The organism is Streptomyces sp. NPDC090106 (genome assembly GCF_044747265.1).
Taxonomy (GTDB): domain Bacteria; phylum Actinomycetota; class Actinomycetes; order Streptomycetales; family Streptomycetaceae; genus Streptomyces.
In genome coordinates this window covers 379,894-404,804 of the sequence record NZ_JBIVDS010000005.1, presented here as the reverse complement: position 1 = coordinate 404,804, position 24,911 = coordinate 379,894, and the positions used below count along the sequence as shown (strand labels likewise).

22 protein-coding genes are annotated in these 24,911 nt (G+C 73.0%); 9 read left to right on the top strand and 13 right to left on the bottom strand.

All coding sequences use genetic code 11. The features are described from left to right. Positions 1–29 precede the first annotated feature (29 nt). Positions 30–1,838, top strand: coding sequence for a bifunctional metallophosphatase/5'-nucleotidase (locus ACIPSE_RS18855; protein ID WP_401663945.1), 1,809 nt, complete (start codon positions 30–32; stop codon positions 1,836–1,838). Positions 1,839–1,859: 21 nt separating this feature from the next. Here the strand turns inward: ACIPSE_RS18855 and ACIPSE_RS18850 are convergent, their stop codons facing one another. The 7 genes from ACIPSE_RS18850 to ACIPSE_RS18820 form a co-directional block, all read right to left on the bottom strand. Continuing rightward, a complete protein-coding gene (locus ACIPSE_RS18850; protein WP_401663942.1) occupies positions 1,860–3,011 on the bottom strand; it encodes a GDSL-type esterase/lipase family protein in 1,152 nt (383 codons plus the stop codon). Positions 3,012–3,048: 37 nt separating this feature from the next. Next, positions 3,049–4,470, bottom strand: a complete 1,422-nt coding sequence (locus ACIPSE_RS18845) for a lysine N(6)-hydroxylase/L-ornithine N(5)-oxygenase family protein (protein ID WP_401663939.1) — start codon at positions 4,468–4,470, stop codon at positions 3,049–3,051. Then, the gene (locus ACIPSE_RS18840; RefSeq protein ID WP_401663937.1) at positions 4,467–5,861 is read right to left on the bottom strand and encodes a pyridoxal phosphate-dependent decarboxylase family protein; all 1,395 of its coding nucleotides are present in this window, start codon (positions 5,859–5,861) and stop codon (positions 4,467–4,469) included. The genes ACIPSE_RS18845 and ACIPSE_RS18840 overlap by 4 nt, the downstream gene beginning before the upstream one ends. Before the next feature lie 156 nt (positions 5,862–6,017). Further along, a complete protein-coding gene (gene pepN / locus ACIPSE_RS18835; protein ID WP_401663934.1) occupies positions 6,018–8,513 on the bottom strand; it encodes an aminopeptidase N in 2,496 nt (831 codons plus the stop codon). Between the two features lie 56 nt (positions 8,514–8,569). Further along, on the bottom strand, positions 8,570–9,109 hold the full coding sequence (locus ACIPSE_RS18830) for a two-component system response regulator (protein ID WP_401663932.1): 540 nt from the start codon (positions 9,107–9,109) through the stop codon (positions 8,570–8,572). A 177-nt stretch (positions 9,110–9,286) separates the two neighbouring features. Further along, positions 9,287–9,655: a chorismate mutase gene (locus ACIPSE_RS18825; RefSeq protein ID WP_401663930.1), complete on the bottom strand. Its 369-nt coding sequence runs from the start codon at positions 9,653–9,655 to the stop codon at positions 9,287–9,289. Positions 9,656–9,666: 11 nt separating this feature from the next. Next, positions 9,667–10,551 (bottom strand): AraC family transcriptional regulator, encoded by an 885-nt coding sequence (locus ACIPSE_RS18820; RefSeq protein ID WP_401664453.1) that lies wholly within the window; start codon positions 10,549–10,551, stop codon positions 9,667–9,669. A 140-nt stretch (positions 10,552–10,691) separates the two neighbouring features. On the opposite strand from ACIPSE_RS18820, the gene ACIPSE_RS18815 reads away from it, so the two are divergent. Beyond that, complete coding sequence (locus ACIPSE_RS18815; RefSeq protein ID WP_401663927.1) at positions 10,692–12,425, top strand: beta-galactosidase family protein; 1,734 nt, start codon at positions 10,692–10,694, stop codon at positions 12,423–12,425. A 55-nt stretch (positions 12,426–12,480) separates the two neighbouring features. Next, complete coding sequence (locus ACIPSE_RS18810; protein WP_401663925.1) at positions 12,481–13,359, top strand: hypothetical protein; 879 nt, start codon at positions 12,481–12,483, stop codon at positions 13,357–13,359. A gap of 10 nt (positions 13,360–13,369) precedes the next feature. On the opposite strand, the gene ACIPSE_RS18805 is transcribed toward ACIPSE_RS18810, so the two are convergent. Beyond that, a complete protein-coding gene (locus ACIPSE_RS18805) occupies positions 13,370–14,290 on the bottom strand; it encodes an SDR family oxidoreductase (protein WP_401663922.1) in 921 nt (306 codons plus the stop codon). Position 14,291: 1 nt separating this feature from the next. Then, positions 14,292–15,032, bottom strand: coding sequence for an SDR family oxidoreductase (locus tag ACIPSE_RS18800; protein ID WP_401663919.1), 741 nt, complete (start codon positions 15,030–15,032; stop codon positions 14,292–14,294). 54 nt (positions 15,033–15,086) lie between these two features. On the opposite strand from ACIPSE_RS18800, the gene ACIPSE_RS18795 reads away from it, so the two are divergent. The 4 genes from ACIPSE_RS18795 to ACIPSE_RS18780 are packed head-to-tail and all read left to right on the top strand — an operon-like array spanning position 15,087 to position 18,431. Beyond that, positions 15,087–15,830: an enoyl-CoA hydratase family protein gene (locus tag ACIPSE_RS18795; protein ID WP_401663916.1), complete on the top strand. Its 744-nt coding sequence runs from the start codon at positions 15,087–15,089 to the stop codon at positions 15,828–15,830. Further along, on the top strand, positions 15,827–16,642 hold the full coding sequence (locus ACIPSE_RS18790; RefSeq protein WP_401663912.1) for a CoA transferase subunit A: 816 nt from the start codon (positions 15,827–15,829) through the stop codon (positions 16,640–16,642). Before ACIPSE_RS18795 ends, ACIPSE_RS18790 begins: the two co-directional genes overlap by 4 nt. After that, on the top strand, positions 16,639–17,370 hold the full coding sequence (locus ACIPSE_RS18785; RefSeq protein WP_401663910.1) for a CoA-transferase subunit beta: 732 nt from the start codon (positions 16,639–16,641) through the stop codon (positions 17,368–17,370). Before ACIPSE_RS18790 ends, ACIPSE_RS18785 begins: the two co-directional genes overlap by 4 nt. Beyond that, on the top strand, positions 17,370–18,431 hold the full coding sequence (locus tag ACIPSE_RS18780) for an NAD(P)H-dependent flavin oxidoreductase (RefSeq protein WP_401663908.1): 1,062 nt from the start codon (positions 17,370–17,372) through the stop codon (positions 18,429–18,431). Before ACIPSE_RS18785 ends, ACIPSE_RS18780 begins: the two co-directional genes overlap by 1 nt. Before the next feature lie 54 nt (positions 18,432–18,485). Here the strand turns inward: ACIPSE_RS18780 and ACIPSE_RS18775 are convergent, their stop codons facing one another. From ACIPSE_RS18775 to ACIPSE_RS18765, 3 genes are read right to left on the bottom strand one after another with little or no spacing between them, the layout of a single operon-like run. Next, a complete protein-coding gene (locus ACIPSE_RS18775; RefSeq protein ID WP_401663905.1) occupies positions 18,486–19,643 on the bottom strand; it encodes an acetyl-CoA C-acetyltransferase in 1,158 nt (385 codons plus the stop codon). A gap of 23 nt (positions 19,644–19,666) precedes the next feature. After that, positions 19,667–20,278 carry a TetR/AcrR family transcriptional regulator gene (locus ACIPSE_RS18770; RefSeq protein ID WP_401663902.1) on the bottom strand — a complete coding sequence of 204 codons (612 nt, stop codon included), beginning with the start codon at positions 20,276–20,278 and terminating at the stop codon, positions 19,667–19,669. A gap of 15 nt (positions 20,279–20,293) precedes the next feature. Further along, positions 20,294–21,082 (bottom strand): SDR family oxidoreductase, encoded by a 789-nt coding sequence (locus tag ACIPSE_RS18765; RefSeq protein WP_401663900.1) that lies wholly within the window; start codon positions 21,080–21,082, stop codon positions 20,294–20,296. Positions 21,083–21,131: 49 nt separating this feature from the next. Here ACIPSE_RS18765 and ACIPSE_RS18760 point away from each other — a divergent pair, with 49 nt between their 5' ends. Beyond that, a complete protein-coding gene (locus tag ACIPSE_RS18760) occupies positions 21,132–22,271 on the top strand; it encodes an acyl-CoA dehydrogenase family protein (RefSeq protein WP_401663897.1) in 1,140 nt (379 codons plus the stop codon). Then, entirely contained in the window at positions 22,271–23,224 is a 954-nt protein-coding gene (locus tag ACIPSE_RS18755) for an acyl-CoA dehydrogenase family protein (protein ID WP_401663894.1), read from the top strand. Before ACIPSE_RS18760 ends, ACIPSE_RS18755 begins: the two co-directional genes overlap by 1 nt. On the opposite strand, the gene ACIPSE_RS18750 is transcribed toward ACIPSE_RS18755, so the two are convergent. Next, the gene (locus ACIPSE_RS18750) at positions 23,202–24,821 is read right to left on the bottom strand and encodes a cytochrome bc complex cytochrome b subunit (protein ID WP_401663891.1); all 1,620 of its coding nucleotides are present in this window, start codon (positions 24,819–24,821) and stop codon (positions 23,202–23,204) included. The two genes, ACIPSE_RS18755 and ACIPSE_RS18750, sit on opposite strands and share 23 nt — an antisense overlap. Positions 24,822–24,911: the final 90 nt, after the last annotated feature.

The window sequence follows — 24,911 nt, the reverse complement described above, 5'->3', positions numbered from 1 at the left end:
TCGTTGACGTATCGCGAGGAGTTCGAGAGATGCCGTTGAACCGCAGGAAGTTCCTGGAGAAGTCGGCCGTGACCGGAGCGGGTGTCGCGCTGGCGGGCGCCGTGGGTGCTCCTGCGGCCCAGGCCGCCGGGAACAAGGGTCCCAAGGGCAAGCCGGTGAAGCGCTACTCCCTGACCGTCATGGGCACGACCGACCTGCACGGGCACGTCTTCAACTGGGACTACTTCAAGAACGCCGAGTACACCGACACCAAGGGCAACGCGCAGGGCCTGGCGCGGATCTCGACGCTGGTGAACCAGGTGCGACAGGAGCGCGGCCGGCACAACACGATGCTGCTGGACGCGGGCGACACGATCCAGGGCACCCCGCTGACGTACTACTACGCGAAGGTCGACCCGATCACCGCGAAGGGTGGTCCGGTGCACCCGATGGCGGCGGCGATGAACGCCATCGGGTACGACGCGGTGGCGCTCGGCAACCACGAGTTCAACTACGGCATCGAGACGCTGCGCAAGTTCGAGGAGCAGTGCCGCTTCCCGCTGCTCGGCGCCAACGCGCTGGACGCGAAGACGCAGAAGCCCGCGTTCCCGCCCTACTTCATGAAGACGTTCCGCCCCGCCGCCGGTCCGCCGGTGAAGGTGGCCGTGCTCGGTCTGACGAACCCGGGCATCGCGATCTGGGACAAGGCCTACGTCGAGGGCAAGCTGACGTTCCCGGGTCTGGAGGAGCAGGCGGCGAAGTGGGTGCCCAAGCTGCGGTCGATGGGCGCGGACGTCGTCATCGTGTCGGCGCACTCGGGCTCCTCGGGCACCTCCTCCTACGGTGACCAGCTGCCGTACGTCGAGAACTCGGCGGCGCTGGTGGCGCAGCAGGTGCCCGGCATCGACGCGATCCTCGTGGGCCACGCGCACGTGGAGATCCCGGAGCTGAAGGTCACCAACACGGCCACGGGAAAGACCGTCGTGCTGTCGGAGCCGCTGTGCTACGCCGAGCGGCTGTCCCTCTTCGACATCGAGCTGGTCCTGGAGAAGGGCTGCTGGAAGGTCGAGTCGGTCGCGGCGTCGCTGCTCGACTCGAAGACGGTCGCCGACGACCCGAAGATCACCAAGCTGCTGAAGGACGACCACGACGTCGTCGTGGAGTACGTCAACCAGGTCGTCGGCACGGCGACCGAGACCCTGACGACGGTCGAGGCGCGGTACAAGGACGCACCCATCATCGACCTGATCACCAAGGTCCAGGAGGACGTCGTCAAGGCGGCGCTGGCGGGCACGGAGTACGCCTCCCTGCCGGTCATCGCGCAGGCGTCGCCGTTCTCGCGCACCTCGGAGATCCCGGCGGGCGACGTCACCATCCGGGACCTGTCGAGCCTGTACGTCTACGACAACACCCTCGTGGCCAAGCTGCTGACGGGCGCTCAGGTCAAGGCGTACCTGGAGTACTCGGCGGAGTACTTCGTGCAGACGGCGGCCGGCGCGGCGGTGGACGTGGAGAAGCTGACGAACGCCAACAGCCGTCCGGACTACAACTACGACTACGTGTCGGGTCTTTCGTACGACATCGACATCGCGCAGGCCGCCGGCGCGCGGATCAAGAACCTCACCTACAACGGTGCGGCGCTGGACGACGCCGAGCAGTTCGTGTTCGCGGTGAACAACTACCGCGCCAACGGCGGCGGCGCGTTCCCGCACGTCGCCTCGGCCACGGAGATCTGGTCGGAGTCGACCGAGATCCGCACCCGGATCGCGGAGTGGGTCACCGCCAAGGGCGTGCTGGACCCGGCCGACTTCGCGTCGGTGGACTGGAAGCTCACCCGCGAGGGCACGCCGGTCTTCTAGAAGCTCGGAGCCGCCGGAGGCTCAGAGTTTGAGGAGGGACAGGTCGACGGCGTCGGCCACCGCCTTGGCGCCCGCGTCGTTGAGGTGGAGGCCGTCGCCGGCGTTGTACTCGTCGCGGATCCGGTCGGGGCGGTCCGGGTCGGCGACGGCCGCCGCGATGTCGATGACGGCGTCGAAGGGATGGTCGGGGCCTCGGAGCCAGTCGTTGACCTGGCGGCGCACGGCCTGTCCGCCGGGAGTGTCGACGCCGTCGTAGACGGTTCCGGCGTAGGGGCCGAGGGTGCCGCCGATGACGGTGAGCCCGGCGGCGCGGAGCCGGCCGGCGAGTTCGGTCAGACCGGCGACGAGCGTGTCGGCGTCCGGGATGTCCGCCGGGGGTTCGGGGAACGACTGGGCGCCGGGCAGGCCGAGGTCGTTGAGGCCGATGTGGATCAGGACGTGGCTGACACCCGGCACGGCGAGGACGTCGTGGTCGACGCGGGACAGCAGACGGGCGCCGACCCCGTCGGTGAGCAGCCGGTTGCCGGAGATGCCCTGGCCCACGATCCAGCCCCGGTCCAGACGGCGGCCGAGCTGGGCGGGGAAGCTGTTCGCGGTGCCCGGTGTGGTGAAGGCGCCCTCGATCCAGGAGTCGCCGAACGCGACGGCGATCCGGGTGTCCTCGGGGGCGAGGACATCGACACCGGTCAGGTAGTGGCCGGTGGGCAACTCCTGCGCCCCGGTGAGGACTTCGGCGGTGAGCCGGTCGCCCGGGACGGCGTACCCGGTGTCGTAGGGGACGGCCGTGTAGGTGCTCAGGCCGGTGGCGCCGGGCAGATGGAGGCTGACGGTGAGCTCCTGCCCGGCGCGCACGGGGCGTTCGACGGGGTCGCTGACGGTCTCCTCACCGGCGGCGAGGGTCACCGTGGTGGAGCCGGAGAAGCTGAGCGGGGTGTCGCTCGCGGGGTCGATGCCGCTGCCATGGGTGCGTACGGCGAGGTGGGCGCCGCCGATGCGCAGGGGCTGTGTGCCGTAGCGGTTGCTCAGGTGCACACGCAGCGCCTCACCCCCTCCCGCGAGCCGCAGGGACTGTCTGACGGTCTGGTCGGTGAAACCGCGGGGCTCGAACAGGCTGAAGCCGAGATGCGGGTCGATGACGGCGGCGCGGTGGGCGGCGATCCAGGTGGCGGTCATGCAGGGGCCAACAGGGGCGCCGCCCGTCGCATTCCGTTCAGCAGCCCTCGACCAGCGGGGTGAGGACCGCCGGTTCCTGGCGGGCGGCGGGGACGCGGGGCTGCGGTTCGAGGCCGAAGGTCGTGAAGGCCGTTCGGGTGGGGAGCGGGTAAGGGGTTTTCCCCGTCAGGGAGTTGAGGATCGTCGCGCTGCGCCAGGCCGCGAGGCCGAGGTCGGGGGCGCCGACGCCGTGGGTGTGGCGTTCGGCGTTCTGGACGTGGAGGGAGCCGGTGACGGACGGGTCCATGACCAGTCTGAACCGGTCGTCGACGCGCGGGCGTTCGCGGCTGTCGCGGCGCAGGTAGGGGTCCAGTCCGGCGAGGACGCGGTCCAGGGGGCGTTCGCGGTAGCCGGTGGCGAGGACGACGGCGTCGGTGGTGAGCCGGGAGCGGCTGTTCTGTTCCGTGTGTTCGAGGTGGAGTTCGACCTTGGTGGCGGCGAGGCGGCCCGCCGTGCGGACGCGGACGCCGGGGGTGAGACGGACGTCGGGCCAGCCGCCGTCGAGGCTGCGGCGGTACAGCTCGTCGTGGATCGCGGCGATGGTGTCCGCGTCGATGCCCTTGTGGAGCTGCCACTGGCCGGCGGTGAGACGGTCCCGGGCGCCTTCGGCGAGGGCGTGGAAGTAGCGGGTGTAGTCGGGGGTGAAGTGCTCCAGGCCGAGCCTGGAGTACTCCATGGGGGCGAACGCGGGGGTGCGGCCGAGCCAGTGCAGGCCCTCGCGGCCGGCTGGGCGCGCTCTGAGCAGGTCGAGGAAGACCTCGGCGCCCGACTGCCCGGTGCCGATGACGGTGACGTGGTCGGCCGCGCGCAGCCGGTCGCGGTGGGCGAGGTAGTCGGCGGCGTGCAGGACGGGGACGCCTGCCGCGTCCACCAGCGGCTTGAGGGGGTCGGGGACGTACGGTTCGGTGCCGACGCCCAGGACGATGTTGCGGGTGTACGTCCGGCCGAGCGCCTCCGCCTCGCCGTCGGCGTCGAGCTGGGTGAAGTCGACCTCGAAGACGTCGCGTTCGGGGTTCCAGCGGACGGCGTCGACCTGGTGGCCGAAGCGGAGTCCGGGGAGGCTGTCCGCGACCCAGCGGCAGTAGGCGTCGTACTCGGCGCGCTGGATGTGGAAGCGCTCGGCGAAGTAGAAGGGGAAGAGCCGCTCGCGGGTCCTGAGGTAGTTGAGGAAGCTCCAGGGGCTCGTGGGGTCGGCGAGCGTCACCAGGTCGGCGAGGAAGGGCACTTGGACCCGGGCGCCCTCGATGAGCAGGCCCGGGTGCCAGTCGAAGGCGGGGCGCTGGTCGTAGAAGACGGCGTCGAGTTCGGTGAGGGGCTGGGCGAGCGCGGCCAGGGAGAGGTTGAAGGGGCCGATGCCGATGCCGACGAGGTCGCGGGGGCTGTCGGGCTCGTGGTGGGGCGGGGTGGGGGTGGTGCTCATCGGGGGGTGTGTCCTTCCACGAGTCGTGCGACGAGAGGGAGCAGGGCGGCCAGGTCGTCTGCCCTGGTACGGGGGTTGAGCAGGGTGGCCTTGAGCCAGAGCCGGTCCTGCGTCCGGGCCCGGCCGAGGACGGCGCGCCCGTCGGTGAGCAGCGCCCGGCGTACGGCGGCGACGGTGTCGTCGTCGGCCCGCGCGGGGCGGAAGAGGACCGTGCTGAGGGTGGGGGCGGCGTGGAGCTCGAAGCCGGGGTGGCGGTCGATCAGGTCGGCGAACTCCCGCGCGCTCGCGCAGACCTGGTCGACGAGACGGCCGAGTCCGGTGCGGCCGAGGGTCTGGAGCGTGACGGCGATCTTGAGGATGTCGGGGCGCCGGGTGGTGCGCGGGGAGCGGCCGAGGAGGTCGGGCAGTCCGGCCTCGGTGTCGTCGTCGGCGTTGAGGTAGTCGGCGCGCTGTCCGAGGACGGCGAGGTCGCGAGCGTCCCGGACGGCGAGGAGGCCGGCGGCGACGGGCTGCCAGCCGAGCTTGTGCAGGTCGAGCGTGACGGTCGCGGCGGCGTCCAGGCCGGTGAGCAGATGGCGGTGGCGGGCGCTGAACAGGAGCCCTCCGCCGTAGGCGGCGTCGATGTGGAGGCGGGCGCCGTGGGAGCGGCAGACGGCGGCGATCCGGGGCAGCGGGTCGATGAGTCCGGCGTCGGTGGTGCCCGCGGTCGCGGCGACGAGATGCGGGCCGGGGAGACGGGTGAGGGCCTCGTCGAGGGCGGCCGGGTCGAGGGTGCCGGTGGGGGTGGGCAGGATGTGCGGCTCGGGCAGGCCCAGCAGCCAGGCGGCGCGGGGCAGGGAGTGGTGGGCGGCGGCGCCGCAGAGGAGACGGACGCCGGGGTGGGTCTCGCGGGCGAGGAGGAGGGCGAGCTGGTTGGACTCGGTGCCGCCGGTCGTGACGAGCGCGTCGGGGGCGGAGGCGGCGGACGGGATCGCCGGGCGGTAGACCTCGGCCGCCAGGGCCCGGGTGACGGCCGCTTCCAGCTCGGAGGCGCCCGGTGCCTGGTCCCAGGAGTCCAGGGACGGGTTGAGGGCGGAGGCGGCGAGGTCGGCGGCGGTGGCCACGGCCAGCGGCGGGCAGTGCAGGTGGGCGGCGCACAGGGGGTGGGCCGGGTCGGCGGCGGTCTCGGCGAAGGCGGTGACGAGACGGCGCAGGGCGTCGGGGTCGCCCTCGTCGGGCAGCGGGTCGCCGAGGGCGGCCAGGAGACGGGCGGCGACCGGTCCGGAGCCGCCCGCGGGGAGGGGGCCGCCGCGGGCGCGGGTGCCGTCGGCGAGCGCGTCGAGGACGGTGTCGAGCAGCGGGCGCAGGGCGTGCGGGCCGTCCGGGCCCGAGGCGAGCGGCACGGTGCTCATGAGGTCCTCCCGGGCGCGCTGGTCTAGAGGAGTCCAGCTTGGATGCGGCCTGGTGGGCGCGCCCGGGAAGCTCAACGATCGGTACCCGAAAGGGGGTACGTCCGTGCGGGGAAAGCGTGTCGGGGTCCGCGGGAAGGTCCCGCGGACCCCGTGGGGTTACCGCTGTCTCACCCGCAACGCGCGGGCGAGGTCGTCGAGTTGGTCGACGAGCTTCCTGCGCAGGGCGGGGGTGGGCTCGCCGTCGCTCAGACAGCTCTCGCCGAGGCGGAGGGTCTCGGCGTCGACGGCGTGCACGGGGAACGCCCAGCGTCCGGCGGCCTCGGCCATGGCGGGGCCGCGGCGGGCGGCGAGCGCGAGGGCGTCCTCGTAGAAGCGGGCGACGTACGGGCCTACGAGGTCGGCCTGTTCGGGCTGCCAGAAGCCGCGGGCGGTGGCGGTGAAAAGGTAGTTGGAGAGGTCGTCGCCGCCGAACATGGACGCCCAGGCCTTCTCCTTGGCGTCGGCGTCGGGCAGTGCGGCACGGCAGCGGGCTGCGCCCTCCTGGCCGGTGGCGGAGGGGTCGCGGTCCAGTTCGGCGGCGATCGTGGCCTCGTCGGTGGCGCCGAGGACGGCGAGCCGGCCCAGCACGCGCCAGCGCAGCTCGGGGTCGAGTTCGGGGCCGCCGGGCACGGTCCCCTCGGCGAGCCAGGCGGCGATGGTGTCGGGGTGGGCGGCGACGTCGATGAAGTGGCGTACGGCGATCAGGCGCAGGCCGGGGTGGTCGCCGTCCTCGGTGCGGCGGATGAGGTCGCGGCACAGGGAGGTGAGGGTGGCCAGGGCGGCCGGGCGCTCGTCGGGGGCGAGGTAGCGGTCGGCGACCTGTCCGGCGGCGAAGGCGAGGACGCCCTGGACGAGGGCGAGGTCCGTCTCGTGGGGCAGATGGGCGCGGGCCGTCTCCAGGTAGGCGGCGGCGGGGAGTTCGCCGTCGCGGACGGCGTCGCGCAGGGCGTTCCAGACGACGGCGCGGGTGAGCGCCTCGGGCAGTCCGGACAGGCTGGTCCTGATGGTGTCGAAGGACTCGGCGTCGAAGCGGACCTTGGCGTAGGTGAGGTCGCCGTCGTTGAGGACGAGCAGGGCGGGGCGCTTGCCGATGGGCAGGGTGCCGCTCTGCGGGACGTCCGCGTCGAGGCGTTCGCGCAGCACGAGGTGGCGGCCCTCGTCGGCGACGTCCAGGTCGTAGAGGCCGACGGCGATGCGGTGCGGGCGGCTGCCGGTGTGCCGGATGTCCAGCGTCCAGGTGCCGCTCTCCGCGCCATGGGCGACCTCGGCCTCGATCGTGTCGACGCCGGTGGTGCGCAGCCAGGCCTCGGCCCAGGCGTGCACGTCGCGGTCGGTGGTGCTCGCGAGGGAGTCGATGAAGTCGGCGAGGGTGGCGTTGGCGAACTTGTGGCGCGCGAAGTGGGTGTTGATGCCGGCGAGGAAGTCCTTCTCGCCGAGCCAGGTCACCAGCTGCCGCAGTGCGGAGGCGCCCTTGGCGTAGGAGATGCCGTCGAAGTTGAGCATGGCGGAGGCGGTGTCGGGCACGGCCTGCGGGTCGGGGGCGACGGGGTGGGTGGAGGGGCGCTGGTCGGCGTCGTAGCCCCAGCCCTTGCGGACGACCCCGAAGTCGGTCCAGGTGTCGGTGAAGCGGGTCGCCTCGGTGAGGGTCTGGTAGCCCATGTACTCGGCGAAGGACTCGTTCAGCCAGATGTCGTCCCACCAGCGCAGGGTGACGAGGTCGCCGAACCACATGTGGGCCATCTCGTGGGCGATGACCATGGCGCGGGTCTGGCGCTCGGTGTCGGTGACGGCGGAGCGGTAGACGAACTCGTCGCGGAAGGTGACCAGTCCGGGGTTCTCCATGGCGCCGGCGTTGAACTCGGGGACGAAGGCCTGGTCGTAGGAGTCGAAGGGGTAGGGCTCGTCGAACTTCTCGTGGTAGCGGTCGTAGCACTGCCGGGTGATCTCCAGCAGTTCGTCGGCGTCCGCGTCGAGGTGTTCGGCGAGCGAGCGGCGGCAGTGGATGCCGAAGGGCAGGCCGCGGTGCTCGGTGGTGACGGAGTGCCAGGGGCCGGCGGCGACGGCGACGAGGTAGGTGGAGATCGGCGGGGTGGGCGCGGCCTGCCAGCGGCCGTCCTCCTGGCGGGTGGTGACGCCGTTGGCGAGGACGTGCCAGCCTTCGGGGGCCCGGACGGTGAGGGTGAAGACGGACTTGAGGTCGGGCTGGTCGAAGGCGGCGAAGACGCGCTGGACGTCGTCCATGAAGAGCTGGGTGTAGACGTAGGTCTCGCCGTCGGTGGGGTCGGTGAAGCGGTGCATGCCCTCGCCGGTGCGGGAGTAGCGCATGGCCGCGTCGATCCGCAGTTCGTGCTCGCCGGCGGTGAGGTCCTTCAGCGGCAGCCGGTTGCCGTCGAGGGCCGCGGGGTCGAGGGCGTCGCCGTCGAGGGTGACGGACCGCAGCTCGGCGGGCTTGAGCTCGACGAAGGTGTCGGTGTCCGTGCGCGCGGTGAAGCGGATGACGGTACGGGAGTCGAAGGTGTCGTCCCCGGTCGTCAGATCGAGGTCGATCGTGTAACCGTGGACGTCCAGGAGCTTGGCACGGGTCTGCGCTTCGTCGCGCGTCAGTACGGACATGGTGGACATGCTGCCTGATGGGAGGGGCACGGCACAGGGGCGGGCCGGTACGCGGCCTATGTCCGGTCCTGTTCGAGGCGTTCGCCGTGCGCGCCCTGGCCGCGCTGCGGGGGGACGCGGGGGTACCCGTTGTCCGGGTGGCCGTTGCCGCCGCGGCCCTGGTTCTCCAGGAGGGCGCGCAGCTCGCGGACCTCCTCCTCCAGGGCGAGCCGCCTGCGGTGGGTGTCGTAGAGGTAGCGGACCTTGGTACGCAGCGTCCAGGGGTCGATGGGCTTCATGATCAGGTCGGCGACGCCGAGCCCGAAGGCGGTGGCGGTCAGGTCCTGGTCGGCTCCGAAGCCGGTGAGCAGGACGACGGGGATGTGCTGGGTCTGTTCCACGCGGCGCATGTAGCGCACCACGTCGAGGCCGCTGACGCCCGGCATGCGCACGTCGAGCAGGAGCAGGCCGACCTGGCCGCGGAGCACGTGCTTGAGCGCCTCGTCGCCGCTGGTGGCGCGGGTGAGCCGGTAGCCCAGCGGGGCGAGGGCGCTCTCCAGCGCGTACAGCGTGTCCTCGTGATCGTCGACGATGAGGATCGTGGCATCCGACGGCATGGCCCGACGTCCCTCCCGCGATGGGACAACCAGCTTATGCGCAACGCGCTGACGGGGCGTGCCCGTCGGCTGACAAGGAGTGCACGGCGCGGCATGCCCCGGCCGGGCCCTCCTGTCACGTCCCGGGCGGAACCGGCTGGTGGACCGGCCCCTCGGCCCGCTGATCGCCGCCGTCCGTCAATCCGCCGCGGAGGGACGGCCGTTCACGGTGTTCGTCGTGTTCTCGACGGTCTCCGCGATGCGTTCGTGGTGGCGGATCACCTCGGCGATGATGAAGTTCAGGAACTTCTCGGCGAACGCCGGGTCGAGCTTGGCGTTCCCGGCGAGGCTGCGCAGCCGTTCGATCTGCCGGGCCTCGCGGGCCGGGTCGGCGGGCGGCAGCTGGTGCTGGGCCTTGAGGTGGCCGACCTGCTGGGTGGCCTTGAAGCGTTCGGCGAGCATGTGGACGACGGCGGCGTCGATGTTGTCGATGCTGTCGCGCAGCCGGGCGAGCTCCTCGCGCACGGCGGGGTCGACGTCACCGGATCCTGTGTTGCTGGTGGTCATGGTCGCCCACCCTACGGGGCGGGCGGAGCGTGGATGACGGGTGGATCGGCGGGGTCGGGGACCCGGTCGGTGAAGCCGCCGGGGACGGTGCGGCCCTGCTGGGCGCGGAACCGGACGGGCGCGGTGCCGACACGGCGGGTGAACAGCCGGGAGAAGTAGGCGGGGTCGTCGTAGCCGACGCGGCGGGCGACGGCGGCGACGGGCAGTTCGGTGCCGGCGAGGAGTTCCTTGGCGCGGCCGAGCCGGATGCCGAGGAGGTAGTCCTTGGGGCTGCATCCGGCGCCGCGCCTGACCGCCGTGCGCAGTTCGGCGAGGGTCATGTGGTGCCGGGCGGCGTGCTCGGCGACCGACAGGGGCAGGCAGGCGTCCCGGGCGAGCGCCTTCAGGACCTGGTGGCCGTCGGGGGTGAGGTCGGCCCGCGCGCGGCGCAGCGCGACGAGGAGCTCGTGGACGGCGGCGCCCGTCTCGACCTCCAGGAGCGGGTTGTCGCGGCGGGCGGCGCGCGCCATGCGTCCGATCACGGCACGGGGTCCGGTCGCGTCGGTGAGGGGCACCACGGGCCGGTCGGGCTCGATGTAGCCGAGGTCGGTGTAGGAGGCGGTCGCGGGCCCGGCGAAGTCGACGAACCCCTCGTCCCAGCCGGTGCCGGGGTCGGGCCCGTAGTGGTGCGGGACACCCGGGGTGAGCCACAGCAGCGCGGGCGCGGTGACGGCCGTACGGCGGCCCTGGGGGTCGGCCGGGTCGGTGTACCAGCCGGCGCCGGAGCTGATGACGACGGCGACGTGGTGGTCCAGGGTGCGGGGTCCGACGGTGGGCAGCGCGCCGTACTGGAGGCCGACGCCGAGGCAGACGAGGCCCAGGCGGTGGTGGGCGGGGCCGGGCGTGAAGAAGCGCATCCAGGTCTGATAGGTCACCGGCGGGCCCCTTCCGTCTCCGTGCCCGTGCGCGCCCCCGCTCCGGTCGGGGTCCGTCCGTCCAAGCCGGTTCGATCTTTGTCCATGGACCCTGACCTGCGCCAGAGGCGATGGTGGCCGGTATGAGCGAGTTCACGGTGGGGGACGACGACTTCCTGCTGGACGGGCGGCCGGTGCGGCTGCTGTCCGGCGCGCTGCACTACTTCCGGGTGCACGAGGCGCAGTGGGGTCACCGGCTGGCGATGCTGCGGGCGATGGGCCTCAACTGCGTGGAGACGTACGTCCCGTGGAACCTGCACGAGCCGCGGCCCGGCGTGTTCCGGGACGTGGAGGCGCTGGGCCGGTTCCTGGACGCGGCGCGGCGGGCGGGGCTGTGGGCGATCGTGCGGCCGGGCCCGTACATCTGCGCCGAGTGGGAGAACGGCGGGCTGCCGCACTGGGTGGACGGAGCGGCACGCACGCGTGACGCGCGCTACCTGGCGCGGGTGGAGTCCTGGTTCCGGCGGCTGCTGCCCGGGGTGGTGGACCGGCAGATCGGCCGGGGCGGCCCGGTGATCATGGTGCAGGTCGAGAACGAGTACGGCAGCTACGGCTCGGACGCGGAGTACCTGGCCCGGCTGGCGGGGCTGCTGCGCGAGGCGGGCGTCACTGTGCCGCTGTTCACCTCGGACGGGCCCGAGGACCACATGCTGACGGGCGGCTCGGTGCCCGGGGTGCTGGCGACGGTGAACTTCGGCTCGGGCGCGCGGGAGGCGTTCGCCGCGCTGCGCCGCCACCGGCCGTCGGGCCCGCTGATGTGCATGGAGTTCTGGTGCGGCTGGTTCGACCACTGGGGCGCCGGGCACGCCGTGCGCGACGCGCGGGACGCGGCGCGGACCCTGCGGGAGATCCTGGAGTGCGGGGCGTCCGTGAACCTCTACATGGCGCACGGCGGGACGAGCTTCGCGGGCTGGGCGGGCGCGAACCGGGGCGGTGAGCTGCACGAGGGCGTGCTGGAGCCGGACGTGACGTCGTACGACTACGACGCCCCGGTCGACGAGTTCGGCGCACCGACGGACAAGTTCTGGCGTTTTCGCGAGGTGCTCGCCGCGTACGCGGAGGGTCCGCTGCCGCACGTGCCGCCCGCGCCGGCCGCGCTGGGCGGGCGGGCCGCGGCGGAGCTGACGGGCTGGGCGCCGCTGGGCGAGGTGATGAGGGCCCTGGGCGGCCCGCCGGGCGTCTTCGCGGTCCCGCCCACCTTCGAGGAGCTGGACGTCGACCGGGGCCTGGTCCACTACGAGGTGACGGTGCCGGGGCCCCGGCAGCCGTATCCGCTGACCGCGCGCGGGCTGCGCGACCTCGCGGTGGTGTACGTCGACGGCGAGCGCGCCGGGGTCCTGACCGAGACCGACGCGCGCCTGGCGGAGCCGGTCGCCGGGCACGCGCGCGTGGAGCTGTGGGTGGAGTCCCTGGGGCGCGTCAACTACGGCCCGCGCACCGGCGAGCCCAAGGGGATCACCGGAGGGCTGCTGCACGAGCGGCAGTATCTGCACGGGGTCCGCGCGCGCGGGCTGCGTCTGGACGCCCTGGACGACGTGACGGACGTGGTGTTCGGGGCGCCCGGCGACACCACCTCCCCCGGCCTGTACCGGGGCACGCTCACGGTCCGCGGCGCCGGTGACGCGGTGCTCGAACTGCCCGGCTGGACCCGCGGTTTCGTGTGGATCAACGGGTTCGGCCTCGGCCGCTACTGGTCGGCGGGCCCCCAGCGGGGTCTGTACGTCCCCGGGCCGGTCCTGCGGGAGGGCGCCAACGACATCCGGGTGCTGGAGCTGGAGGAGGCGGCCCGGGCGGCGCCGTATCTCAGGAGCCGGTGACCTGGTGCGCGGACGTACAGTGGAGGTGGGTTGTCGGCGTCTTGGGGGTACGGGCGTGTCGAACGACGGACCGGTCGAGCACGGCTACCCGCATCTGACGACGGTGCGGGAGTCGATCACCGCGCTGTACAGAAGGCTGTCGTACGACGGTGTCCGGATGTTCGAGGCGAGCGTCGCCCCCGTCGACGTGGCCTTCTGCGACACCGACGACCTCCATCTGGGCACCCAGCGCGTGGCCCGTGAGCTGGTGCGGCACTACCGGCTCCCCGACGCCCGGTTCATCGTCGGCTTCCGGGAGATGCGGCATGCGGCGAACGTCGAACTCGCGGCCGGGCCGGAGTACTTCGTGGAGCTGAACGACCGGTTCCGCACCCATCGGCGGGACATCGGGGCGGCGCTGGCCCATGAGGTGATGCACGTCTATCTGCACCGCCTCGGCCTGTCCTTCCCCGGCACCCGGGAGAACGAGATCCTCACGGACACGGCCGCGACCTATCTGGGCGCCGGCTGGCTGCTCCTGGACGCCTTTCGCGAGGACGGGGCGTCCTCGCAGAAGCTCGGCTATCTGACGCCGGAGGAGTTCGGGTACGTGCTGGCCAAGCGGGCGCTGCTGTTCGGCGAGGACCCCTCGGTGTGGTTCACCAGCGCGCAGGCGTACACGGCGTACACCAAGGGCATGGTCCGGGCCCGGCAGGACGGGCAGCAGCCGCCGCTGACCGCGGCGGGCTGGGCGGGACGGCGCCGGTACGCGCGCGACCGCCGGCACGGCGCCCAAGGGCAGACGGAGGTGCCGTACGCCTTCACCCCGGACGGCGGCGGGCTGCGGGTCTCCTTCCCCTGCCCGACCTGCCACCAGAGGATCAGGGTCCCGGTGAAGGGCCGGGTGCGGGCGCGGTGCGCGCTGTGCCGGACGGTGCTGGAGTGCGACACCTAGGGCGTGCCACCTAGGGCGTGTCCGCGGCCCCGTAGACGGCTCCCGGCGGCTCCGAGCGGGCCAGGAGTTCCAGGGCCGCCTCGCCCGCCTGGGCCGGGGTCCAGCGTGCGCCGCGGTCCGCCGTCGGGCCGGGCCGCCAGCCCTCCATCACGGTGATGCGTCCGGCCTCGGCCTCGAAGACCCGTCCGGTGACGCCCTCGCTCGCCGCGGAGCCCAGCCAGACCACCAGCGGGGAGACGTTCTCGGGGGCCATCGCGTCGAAGCCCTGTCCGGGGGCGGCCATGGTCGCGGCGAAGGTCCGTTCCGTCATCCGGGTCCGGGCGGCCGGGGCGACGGCGTTGACCTGGACGCCGTACCGGGCGAGTTCCGCCGCCGCGACCAGGGTCAGGCCCACGATCCCGGCCTTGGCGGCGCTGTAGTTGCCCTGCCCGACCGAGCCCAGCAGGCCGGCGCCGCTGCTGGTGTTGACGATCCGCGCCACCGGGGTCCGTCCGGCCCTGGCCTCGGCGCGCCAGTGGGCGGCGGCGTGCCTGAGCGGCAGGAAATGGCCCGTGAGATGGACGCGCACGACCGCGTCCCAGTCGTCCTCGCCGAGGTTGACGAGCATCCGGTCGCGCAGGAACCCGGCGTTGTTGACGAGGGTGTCGAGCCGGCCGTACGTCTCCAGCGCGCGGGCGACGAGGGACGCCGCGCCCTCGGTGGTGGCGACGTCCCCGGCGTGGGCGACGGCCTCGCCGCCCGCCTCACGGATCTCGTCGACGACGTGCGCGGCCGGGGAGCCGTCGGAGCCCGGGGTGCCGTCGAGGCCGACGCCGAGGTCGTTGACGACGACCCGGGCGCCCTCGGCCGCGAACGCCAGTGCGTGCGCCCGCCCGAGGCCGCGTCCGGCGCCGGTGACGACGACCACCCGTCCGTCGTGGTTCGCGCTCATCTCATGTCTCCTTGTGGGCGGTCGATGCGTCGAGGAACGCGGGCCGTTCCCCTCCCCCGTGCACCAGCAGGGAGGACCCGGTGAGGTACGCGGCGGCGTCCGAGGCGAGGAAGACGGCCGCCGCGCCGACGTCGGAGGGCTCGGCGAGGCGGCCGAGCGGGACGGTGCGGGCGACGGCGGCGACCCCGTCCTCGTCGCCGTAGTGCAGAGAGGCCAGCTCGGTGCGGACCATGCCGACGACCAGCGTGTTGACCCGGACGTCCGGGGCCCACTCCACCGCCATCGAGCGGGCCAGGCTCTCCAGCCCCGCCTTCGCGGCCCCGTACGCGGCGGTGCCCGGTGAGGGCCGGGCCCCGCTGACGCTGCCGATCATCACGACACTGCCCCGCGCCCGGCGCAGCCCCTCGTACGCGGCGAGGGAGACCGTCAGCGGGGCGAGGAGGTTGAGCTCGACCACCCGCGCGTGCCGGGCCGCGTCCGCGTCGGCCAGCAGCCGGTAGGGGGCGCCGCCCGCGTTGTTGACGAGGACGTCCAGCCGGGGCAGCTTCTCGAAGAACTGCCCTACGGCGTCCGCGTCCCGTACGTCGAGCGGCGCGAACTCCGTTCCCGGGAGGAGCACTTCGGGTGGTCTGCGGGCGCAGACGACGACCTCGGCGCCCGCCTTCGTGAACGAGCGCGCGATCCCGGCGCCGACCCCGCGCGTGCCGCCGGTGACGACCGCGACCCTCCCCTTCAGCTCCATTCGCGGCTACCCTCCGCCTAACAAACGTTTGGTGGAAAGGTAGCTGATGCGCCCATGGGTGTCTCCACCTCCCCTCCGGAAAAAGGGATCGCGGTCGTCACGGTCGACTTCCCGCCCGTCAACGCGCTGCCGGTGAAAGGCTGGTTCGACCTGGCCGAGGCGGTGCGTGCGGCGGGACGCGATCCCTCGGTCCGCTGTGTGGTGCTCCGGTCCGAGGGGCGCGGCTTCAACGCGGGCGTCGACATCAAGGAGCTCCAGTCGGCCGGGCCGAGCGCCCTGATCGGCGCCAACCGGGGCTGCTCCGCGGCCTTCTCGGCGGTCTACGAGTGCGAGGTCCCGGTGGTGGCTGCCGTGCGCGGCTTCTGTCTGGGCGGCGGGGTCGGGCTGGCCGGGAACGCGGACGCGATCGTCGCGAGCGAGGACGCGGTCTTCGGACTGCCCGAGCTGGACCGGGGCGCCCTCGGCGCCGCCACGCATCTGGCCCGGCTGGTCCCCCAGCACCTCATGCGGGCCCTCTACTTCACCTCGCGCACCGCGACCGCCGCCGAACTGCACGCGCACGGCTCGGTGTGGCGGGTCGTCCCGGGGGACGAACTGGATCGTGCCGCACGGGAGTTGGCGGGCGAGATCGCCGCCAAGGACGGGGAGCTGCTGCGTCTGGCCAAGGCGGCCATCAACGGCATCGACCCGGTCGACGTCCACCGCAGCTACCGCTTCGAGCAGGGCTTCACCTACGAGGCGAGCGTGAGCGGGGTCGCCGACCGGGTCCGGAACACGTTCGGACAGGAGGGCGCGTGAGCGACAAGACGATGACGGCCGCCGAGGCCGTCTCCCGGCTGCGCAGCGGCATGACGCTCGGCATCGGCGGGTGGGGCTCGCGCCGCAAGCCGATGGAACTGGTGCGGGCCCTGCTGCGCACCGAGGTCACCGACCTCACCGTCGTCTCCTGCGGCGGCCCCGACGTCGGCATGCTGGCCGCCGCCGGGCGGGTGCGCAGGCTCGTCGCCCCGTTCGTCACCCTGGACTCGATCCCCCTGGAGCCCCACTACCGGGCGGCCCGCGAGAACGGCACGCTCGAACTGACCGAACTCGACGAGGCGATGTTCCTGTGGGGTCTGCGCGCCGCCGCGCACCGGCTGCCGTTCCTGCCGCTGCGGTCCGCTCTCGGCTCCGACGTCATGCGGGTCAACCCGGAGCTGCGGACGGTGACCTCGCCCTACGCCGACGGGGAGACGTTCGTCGCGGTGCCCGCGCTGCGCCTGGACGCGGCCCTGGTGCATCTCAACCGCGCCGACCGGCACGGCAACGGCCAGTACCTGGGCCCCGACCCCTACTTCGACGACCTGTTCTGCGAGGCCGCCGACACCGCGTACCTGTCCTGCGAACGGGTCGTGGACACCGCCGAGCTGACGAAGGAGGCACCGCCCCAGTCGCTGCTGGTCCAGCGGCACACGGTCACCGGTGTGGTCGAGGCGCCGGGCGGCGCGCACTTCACGTCCTGCGTGCCCGACTACGGCCGCGACGAGGACCTCCAGAAGACGTACGCGACCACGCCCTGGCCCCGGTTCGCCGAACGGTATCTCCGCACCGACAGCGGGAGGACGGCATGACGGCGGCGACCCGCGCCGAGTACTGCGTCATCGCCTGCGCCGAGACCTGGCGCGGCGGCGGCGAGATCCTCGCGAGCCCGATGGGCCTGATCCCCTCGGTGGGGGCCCGGCTGGCGCGGCTCACCTTCGCTCCCGACCTGCTCCTCACCGACGGCGAGGCGATGATCGTGCGGCCCGACGGCGCCGTCGAGGGCTGGCTGCCCTACCGCCGCCACCTCGACCTGGTCACCGGCGGCCGGCGGCACGTGATGATGGGCGCGAGCCAGATCGACCGGTACGGCAACCAGAACATCGCCTGCGTCGGCGACTGGGCCCGGCCCGCCCGGCAGCTGCTGGGCGTGCGGGGCGCACCGGTCAACACCCTGAACAACCCGACGAGTTACTGGGTGCCCCGGCATTCGCGCCGGGTCTTCGTCGAGAAGGTCGACATGGTGTGCGGGGTGGGCTACGACCACGCGCACGCGCCCGGCGTAGACGCCCGCCACCACCGGATCGCCCGGGTCGTCTCCGACCTGGGCGTCTTCGACTTCGCGACGCCGGACCACGCGATGCGGCTGGCCTCCCTGCATCCCGGCGTGAGCGTCGGGGAAGTCCGCGAGGCGACCGGCTTCGGCCTCCGGATCGCGGACGAGGTGCCGTACACACGCGAACCGACCGCCGAGGAGCTGACGTTGATCCGTGAGGTGATCGACCCGCAGGGCGCGCGCGGCCGTGAGGTCGGCGGCTGATGGAGACCGCGCTGACCCGGCTCGTCGGCGTCCGGCATCCGATCGTGCAGACCGGGATGGGCTGGGTGGCGGGCCCCCGGCTGGTCTCCGCCGCCGCCGAGGCGGGCGCGCTCGGTGTCCTGGCCTCCGCGACAATGACCCCCGACCGGCTGCGTGACGCGATCCGCGAGGTCAGGTCCCGTACGGACGCGCCGTTCGGCGTGAATCTGCGGGCCGACGCGGCGGACGCCGGGGACCGGGTGCGGATCATGCTCGACGAGGGGGTGCGGGTCGCGTCGTTCGCCCTCGCCCCCTCCCCCGGTCTGATCGCCGAGCTCAAGGAGGCGGGCGTGGTCGTCATCCCGTCCGTCGGCGCCCGCCGGCACGCCGAGAAGGTCGCGGCCTGGGGCGCGGACGCCGTCGTCGTCCAGGGCGGCGAGGGCGGCGGGCACACCGGCGAGGTCGCCACGAGCGTGCTGCTGCCGCAGGTGGTGGACGCCGTGGACATCCCGGTGGTCGCGGCGGGCGGCTTCTTCGACGGACGGGGCCTGGTCGCGGCGCTCGCGTACGGGGCGGCCGGGGTGGCCATGGGGACGCGCTTCCTGCTGACCTCGGACTCGACGGTGCCGGACGCGGTGAAGCGGTGCTACCTGGCGGCGACCGTCAAGGACGTCACGGTCACCCGCGCGGTCGACGGTCTGCCCCACCGGATGCTCCGCACCGATCTCGTGGCCGCGCTGGAGGGCTCCGGCCGCGCGCGGCGGCTGCTGCACGCGGTCCGCAGCGCGGCGGGGTTCCGCAGGCTGTCCGGGCTCGGCTGGCCCGCGATGGTCCGCGACGGCCTCGCCCTGCGGCACGGCAAGGACCTCACCTGGAGCCAGCTCCTGCTGGCCGCCAACACGCCGATGCTGCTCAGGTCGGCGATGGTCGAGGGCCGCACGGATCTGGGGGTGATGGCCTCCGGGCAGGTCGCCGGGGTGATCGAGGACCTGCCCTCGTGCGCGGAGCTGGTGGAGCGGACCATGAAGGAGGCCGAGGAGGTGCTGCGGCGCCTCACGGCTCCGGGACAGGCCCCGGGATGAGCCCCGGCCGGTGACCGTCCCGCCCGAAGTGGGCGGTCACCGGCCTCGCGGGGCCTACAGGCGCTCGATGATGGTGACGTTGGCCTGTCCGCCGCCCTCGCACATGGTCTGGAGGCCGAACCGGCCGCCGGTGCGCTCCAGTTCGTGCAGCAGGGTCGTCATGAGCCTGACGCCGGTGGCCCCGAGGGGGTGGCCGAGGGCGATCGCGCCGCCGTTGACGTTGACCCTGGCGGGATCGGCGCCGGTCTCCTTCAGCCAGGCCAGGACGACCGGGGCGAACGCCTCGTTGATCTCGACGAGGTCGATGGCGTCGATGGTGAGCCCGGTCTTCTTCAGGGCGTGCGCGGTGGCCGGTATGGGCGCGGTGAGCATCCGGATCGGGTCCTCGCCGCGCACCGAGAGATGGTGCACGCGCGCGCGGGGCGTCAACCCGTGCTCCCGCACGGCCCGTTCGGAGGCGATCAGCAGGGCCGCCGCGCCGTCGGAGACCTGCGAGGAGCAGGCGGCGGTGACGGTGCCGCCGTCGACGACCGGCTTGAGGCCCGCCATCTTCTCCAGCGAGGTGTCCCGGCGCGGCCCCTCGTCGACGGTGACGGGTCCGAGGGCGACGGTCTCCCGCTCGAAGCGCCCCTCGTCGATGGCGCGCAGGGCCCGCCGGTGGGAGCGGAGCGCGAACTCCTCCTGGTCCTCGCGGCTGATGCCCCACTTGGCGGCGATCATCTCGGCGCCCGCGAACTGGTTCACCGGCTTGTTCCCGTACCGCGCCTGCCAGCCCTCGCTGCCCGCGAAGGGGCCCTTGGTCAGTCCGAGCGGTTCGGCCGCCTGCCGGGTCGCGAAGGCGATCGGGATCATCGACATGTTCTGCACCCCGCCGGCGACGACGAGGTCCTGCGTCCCGGACAGCACGCCCTGCGCGGCGAAGTGCACCGCCTGCTGGGAGGAGCCGCACTGCCGGTCCACGGTCACCCCGGGCACCTCCTCGGGCAGCCCGGCCGCCAGCCAGCAGGTCCGCGCGATGTCCCCGGCCTGCGGCCCGACCGCGTCGAGGCAGCCGAAGACGACGTCCTCGACGGCGCCCGGGTCGATCGCCGCGCGGGCGATCAGTTCCTTGAGCACATGGGCGCCCAGGTCGGCCGGATGGACCGCGCTGAGCCCTCCTCCGCGCCGCCCGACGGGCGTCCGGACCGCTTCGACGACATAGGCCTCGGCCATGGCAACTCCCAGACAGAAAGGGGTTATTCGCGTACGGCGATCCCGTCCAGCACCATCGACAGGTACTGCCGGGCGATCTCCTCGGGGCTGTGCTGTCCGCCGGGCCGGTACCAGGACGCGGCGACCCACACGGTGTCGCGCACGAAGCGGTACGTCAGCCGCATGTCGAGGTCGGCCCGGAAGACCCGGGCGGCGACCCCGCGTTCCAGCGTGGACAGCCACACCTTCTCGAACCTGCGCTGCGACGCGGCGAGGAAGCCGAACCGCTCCTGCGCGACGAGCTGCTTGCTCTCCTTCTGGTAGATCGCGACGGCGGCGCGGTGCCGGTCGATCTCCCGGAACGACTCGGTGACCAGGGCCTCCAGGGTCTCCCGGGGCCCCGACCCGGCGGCCAGGACGGTGTCGTAGCCCGTCCACAGCTCGTCGAGGAAGGACCGCAGGATCTCCTCCAGCATCGATTCCTTGGAGTCGAAGTGGTAGTAGAGGCTGCCCGCGAGCATCCCCGCCTGGTCGGCGATCTTGCGGACGGTGGTGGCGTTGTAGCCCTGTTCGGCGAAGACCTCGGCGGCGGTGTCGAGGAGTTCGCGCCGTCGGGCGGGCGCGGCGGTCACCTGGGGCTTCTTCTTGGTCGGCACGGTCCCATTGTGGTCCTAGGGGTGCTGGGAGCTGACGGCGACGACCTCTCCCGTCAGGTACGACGAGTAGCCCGACGCGAGGAACACGATCACGTTCGCCACCTCCCACGGCTCGGCGTACCGTCCGAAGGCCTCCCGCGCGGTCAGCTCCGCCAGCAGTTCCGGGGAGGTCACCTTCGCGAGGTGGGGGTGCATGGCGAGGCTGGGCGCCACGGCGTTGACCCGCACCCCGTACTCGGCGGCCTCGATCGCCGCGCACCGGGTCAGGGCCATCACCCCGGCCTTGGCGGCGGCGTAGTGCGCCTGTCCGGCCTGGGCGCGCCAGCCGACGACGGAGGAGTTGTTGACGATGACGCCGCCCTCGCGCTGGTCCCTGAAGTGCCGCAGGGCCGCGCGGGCGCACCGGAACGTGCCGTTGAGGGTCACGTCCAGGACCCGTGACCACTGGTCGTCGCTCATGTCGACGAGGGCCGACGTGCCGCCGAGGCCCGCGTTGTTGACGACGACGTCGAGCCGTCCGTGGGCGCGCACCGCGGTGGCGAACAGGGCGGCCACCTGGGTCTCGTCGGTGACGTCGCACGGCTGGGAGGTCACGGCGCCGGGGAACTCGCGGACCAGTTCGCTCTCGTGCTCCTTGAGCCGGCGGGTGTGCGCGTCGCTGATGAGCACGCGCGCGCCCTCCTCCAGGAAGCGCCGTGCGGTCGCCCCGCCGATCCCCGCTCCGGCGGCGGCGGTGATGACGGCGGTGCGGCCTTCCAGCAGCCCGTGCCCCGGCTCGTAGGCCGGACTCTCGACGCCTGTCATAGGGGCACGCTAACCTACCAAACACTTGTTAGGGAAGGACGGTTCGCCGATGGATCTCGCCTTCGCCCCGCAGGACGAGGCGTTCCGGGAGGAGGCGCGGGCGTGGCTGGTGGCGCACGTCCCGCGCACCCCGCTCGTCTCCCTGGAGACCGAGGAGGGCTTCGCGGCCCATCGCGCCTGGGAGGCCGAACTGGCCTCGGACCGCTGGTCGGTGGTCGACTGGCCGGCCGAGTACGGCGGCCGGGACGCGGGGCTGGTGCGCTGGCTGCTCTTCGAGGAGGAGTACTACGCGGCGGGCGCCCCGGGCCGCGTCGGCCAGAACGGCGTCAGCCTCCTCGCGCCGACCCTCTTCGACCACGGCACACCGGAGCAACGCGCCCGCGTGCTGCCGCCGATGGCGTGCGGCGAGGTGGTCTGGGCGCAGGCGTGGTCGGAGCCGGAGGCGGGCTCGGACCTGGCGGCGCTGCGCTCCCGGGCGGTCCGTACGGACGGCGGCTGGCTGCTGACCGGGCAGAAGACGTGGTCGTCCCGGGCGGCCTTCGCGGACCGCGCGTTCGGCCTGTTCCGCAGCGACCCGGGCGCGCCGAGGCCCCATCAGGGCCTGACGTACCTGATGTTCGACCTGCGCGCCCCGGGCGTCACGGTCCGCCCGGTCGCCCGCCTCGACGGCAGGCCCGCGTTCGCCGAACTGTTCCTGGACGAGGTGTTCGTACCGGACGAGGACGTCATCGGGGAGCCGGGCCAGGGCTGGCGGATCGCGATGGCGACGACCGGCAACGAACGGGGCCTCAAACTGCGCTCCCCCGGCCGCTATCTCGCCGCCGCCGAGCGGCTGAGGGAGCTGTGGTGGGAGCGGGGCGGCCCCGCGGACACGGGCGCGCGGGTCGCCGACGCGCTCATCGGCGCCCGCGCGCACCAGCTCTTCACCCACGCGGCGGCCTCGGCCCACCTCGACGGGGAGGCGATCGGCCCGCGCTCCAGCCTCAACAAGGTCTTCTGGTCGGAGTACGACATCGCGCTCACCGAGACGGCCCTCGACCTGCTGGGCGCGGAGGGCGAACTGGCGGACACCGAATGGGCCGAGCGCTATGTCTTCGCCCTCGCGGGCCCCATCTACGCCGGCACCAACGAGATCCAGCGGGACATCATCGCCGAGCGTCTGCTCGGCCTGCCGAAGGGGCGGCGCTGATGCGGTTCCTGCCCGACCCCGAACAGCGGGCCTTCGCCGCCTCGCTGAACGCCCTGCTGACCGGCGCCGGCACCCCCGCCGTCGTACGGGAGTGGGCGCGCGGGGAGCACGGGAGCGGGCGCGCGCTGTGGTCCCGGCTCGCCGCGGCCGGGGTGTTCGCGCTCGCCGTGCCCGAGGAGTACGACGGGCTCGGACCGCGCCCCGTGGAACTCGCCCTCGCCTTCGTCGAGCTGGGGCGGCACGCGGTCCCGGGCCCGCTGGTGGAGACGGTGACGGCGGCGGCCCTGCTGGAGGATCCCGGCCCGGTGAAACGGCTGGTGTCCGGGGAGTCCCTGGCGACCGTGGCGTACGGCGGCCCGTACGCGCTCGACGGCGACGCGGCCGACCTGCGGCTCGTCCTGGCGCCGGACGGGCTGTACCTGGCCGCCGCGCACGGCCCGGTGCGGGCGTCCCTCGACCCGGCCCGCCGGCTCACCGCCCTCACCCCGGGCACACTCCTCACCTCCGGCCCGCCGCCCGCCCGGGCGTTGCTCCTGGCCCGGCTCACCACCGCCGCCCAGGCCCTCGGCGTCGGACTGGCCCTGCTGGACCGGACGGTGACGTACGTCGGGCAGCGCACCCAGTTCGGTGTCCCCGTCGGCTCGTTCCAGGCGGTCAAGCATCAACTGGCCGATGTCCTGGTGGCTCTGGAGTTCGCCCGCCCGCTGCTCCTGGGCGCCGCGCTCACCCTCGACCCGGCGGACGTCGCCGCGGCGAAGGTCACCGCGTGCGAGGCCGCGTACCGGGCGGCGCGGACGGCGCTGCAACTGCACGGCGCGATCGGCTACACCGCGGAGTACGACCTGTCGCTGTGGCTGGCCAAGGCACGGGCGCTGCGCACCGCGTGGGGCACCCCGGACGAGTGCCGGACGACCGTGCTGGAGGGCGCCCTCAGTGGTGGTCGCCGCGGGTGAGCTGCCGGTACTCCTCGGCGGTCGGCTTCGGGATGCGCGTCCCGGGCCCGAACATCGCCCGGGCGAGCCGGGCCCGCACCCGCTGCGGCACGGTCACCGGCCGCCGTACGCCGTTGCTGTCGACGAGCGGGCCGAGCGCGTAGGGCGGGCTCTGCTCGTGCTGGGTGAGGGTGAACAGCCGTGCCGGGGTGAGGGGTTCGTGCACCTCGACGTACTCGCCGCGCGGGAGGAGCTTGATCGTGCCGGTCTCGCGGCCGTGCAGCACGGTGTCGCGGTCGCGGCGCTGGAGCCCGAGGCAGATCCGTTTGGTGACGACGAAGGCGAGCACCGGCACCACGAACACGGCGATCCGCACGAACCAGGTGATCGCGTTGATCGACAGATGCAGCCGCAGGGCCACGATGTCGTTGCCGCCGCCGATCAAGAGCACCGCGTACAGGCTGATCCAGGCCACGCCGAGCCCGGTGCGCACGGGGACGTTGCGCGGCCGGTCCAGGACGTGGTGCTCACGCCGGTCGCCGGTGATCCACGCCTCGGCGAACGGGTAGAGGCCGAGGGCGATCAGGATCAGCGGGAAGAGGGAGAAGGGGATGAGGACGCCGAGCGCGAGCGTGTGGCCCCAGGCGTTGATCTCCCATCCCGGCATCACCCGGATCAGCCCCTCGGAGAAGCCGAGATACCAGTCGGGCTGGGCGCCGGTGGTCACCAGGTCCGGGCGGTAGGGGCCGAACGCCCACACGGGGTTGATCTGCGCGAGGCCGCCCATGAGCGCCAGCACGCTGAACACGAGGAAGAAGAAGCCGCCCGCCTTGGCCGTGTACACGGGCAGCAGCGGCATCCCGACGACCGACTTCTCGTCCTTGCCGGGACCCGGGTACTGAGTGTGTTTGTGGTGGAAGACCAGGATCAGATGGACGGTCACCAGACCGAGCATGATCCCCGGCAGCAGCAGCACATGGACCGGGAACAGCCTCGGGATGATGTCGTGGCCGGGGAACTCCCCGCCGAACAGGAAGAACGACAGATACGTCCCGACCAGGGGGACCGCCAGGATCGCCCCGTCGGCGAACCGGATGCCGGTGCCGGACAGCAGGTCGTCGGGGAGGGAGTAGCCGGTCAGTCCGGTGATGATGCCGAGCATCAACAGGGTCCAGCCGAACACCCAGTTGAGCTCGCGGGGCTTGCGGTACGCCCCGGTGAAGAAGATCCGCATCATGTGCACGAGCATCCCGGTGACGAAGACCAGGGCCGCCCAGTGGTGGATCTGCCGGATCAGCAGCCCGCCGCGCACGTCGAAGCTGATGTCGAGCGTGGAGGCGTACGCCTTGGTCATCACGACGCCGTTGAGGGGCTCGTAGGAGCCGTGGTAGACGACGTCGACGCCGCTCGGCTCGAAGAACAGGGTGAGATAGATGCCGGTGAGGATGATGACGAGGAAGCTGTAGAGGCAGATCTCCCCGAGCATGAACGACCAGTGGTCGGGAAACACCTTGCGCATGTTGGCCTTGGCGAGGGCGTACAGTCCGAGCCGCCCGTCGGCCCAGTCGGCCACCTTCTCGCCCTTGCCCGCTTCCGCCCGCCGTGCGCCGTCGCCCATGGGCCGTCGCCTCCCTCGGCACGCCTCCCAGAGTGGCACGACGGCCCTGCGGAGCCAACCGCCGCTCCCGAACTCGGGCCGGGCGGGGGC

Excerpts from the sequence above, each read along its gene's own strand:
- ACIPSE_RS18755 (WP_401663894.1), top strand. The coding sequence starts at position 22,271 with ATGCGGTTCCTGCCCGACCCCGAACAGCGGGCCTTCGCCGCCTCGCTG.
- ACIPSE_RS18795 (WP_401663916.1), top strand. The coding sequence starts at position 15,087 with ATGGGTGTCTCCACCTCCCCTCCGGAAAAAGGGATCGCGGTCGTCACG.
- ACIPSE_RS18815 (WP_401663927.1), top strand. The coding sequence starts at position 10,692 with ATGAGCGAGTTCACGGTGGGGGACGACGACTTCCTGCTGGACGGGCGG.
- ACIPSE_RS18805 (WP_401663922.1), bottom strand. The coding sequence starts at position 14,290 with ATGAGCGCGAACCACGACGGACGGGTGGTCGTCGTCACCGGCGCCGGA.
- ACIPSE_RS18760 (WP_401663897.1), top strand. The coding sequence starts at position 21,132 with ATGGATCTCGCCTTCGCCCCGCAGGACGAGGCGTTCCGGGAGGAGGCG.
- ACIPSE_RS18855 (WP_401663945.1), top strand. The coding sequence starts at position 30 with ATGCCGTTGAACCGCAGGAAGTTCCTGGAGAAGTCGGCCGTGACCGGA.
- ACIPSE_RS18830 (WP_401663932.1), bottom strand. The coding sequence starts at position 9,109 with ATGCCGTCGGATGCCACGATCCTCATCGTCGACGATCACGAGGACACG.
- ACIPSE_RS18750 (WP_401663891.1), bottom strand. The coding sequence starts at position 24,821 with ATGGGCGACGGCGCACGGCGGGCGGAAGCGGGCAAGGGCGAGAAGGTG.
- ACIPSE_RS18825 (WP_401663930.1), bottom strand. The coding sequence starts at position 9,655 with ATGACCACCAGCAACACAGGATCCGGTGACGTCGACCCCGCCGTGCGC.
- ACIPSE_RS18775 (WP_401663905.1), bottom strand. The coding sequence starts at position 19,643 with ATGGCCGAGGCCTATGTCGTCGAAGCGGTCCGGACGCCCGTCGGGCGG.
- ACIPSE_RS18800 (WP_401663919.1), bottom strand. The coding sequence starts at position 15,032 with ATGGAGCTGAAGGGGAGGGTCGCGGTCGTCACCGGCGGCACGCGCGGG.
- ACIPSE_RS18820 (WP_401664453.1), bottom strand. The coding sequence starts at position 10,551 with ATGCGCTTCTTCACGCCCGGCCCCGCCCACCACCGCCTGGGCCTCGTC.
- ACIPSE_RS18765 (WP_401663900.1), bottom strand. The coding sequence starts at position 21,082 with ATGACAGGCGTCGAGAGTCCGGCCTACGAGCCGGGGCACGGGCTGCTG.
- ACIPSE_RS18845 (WP_401663939.1), bottom strand. The coding sequence starts at position 4,470 with ATGAGCACCACCCCCACCCCGCCCCACCACGAGCCCGACAGCCCCCGC.
- ACIPSE_RS18785 (WP_401663910.1), top strand. The coding sequence starts at position 16,639 with ATGACGGCGGCGACCCGCGCCGAGTACTGCGTCATCGCCTGCGCCGAG.
- ACIPSE_RS18780 (WP_401663908.1), top strand. The coding sequence starts at position 17,370 with ATGGAGACCGCGCTGACCCGGCTCGTCGGCGTCCGGCATCCGATCGTG.
- ACIPSE_RS18840 (WP_401663937.1), bottom strand. The coding sequence starts at position 5,861 with ATGAGCACCGTGCCGCTCGCCTCGGGCCCGGACGGCCCGCACGCCCTG.
- pepN (WP_401663934.1), bottom strand. The coding sequence starts at position 8,513 with ATGTCCGTACTGACGCGCGACGAAGCGCAGACCCGTGCCAAGCTCCTG.
- ACIPSE_RS18850 (WP_401663942.1), bottom strand. The coding sequence starts at position 3,011 with ATGACCGCCACCTGGATCGCCGCCCACCGCGCCGCCGTCATCGACCCG.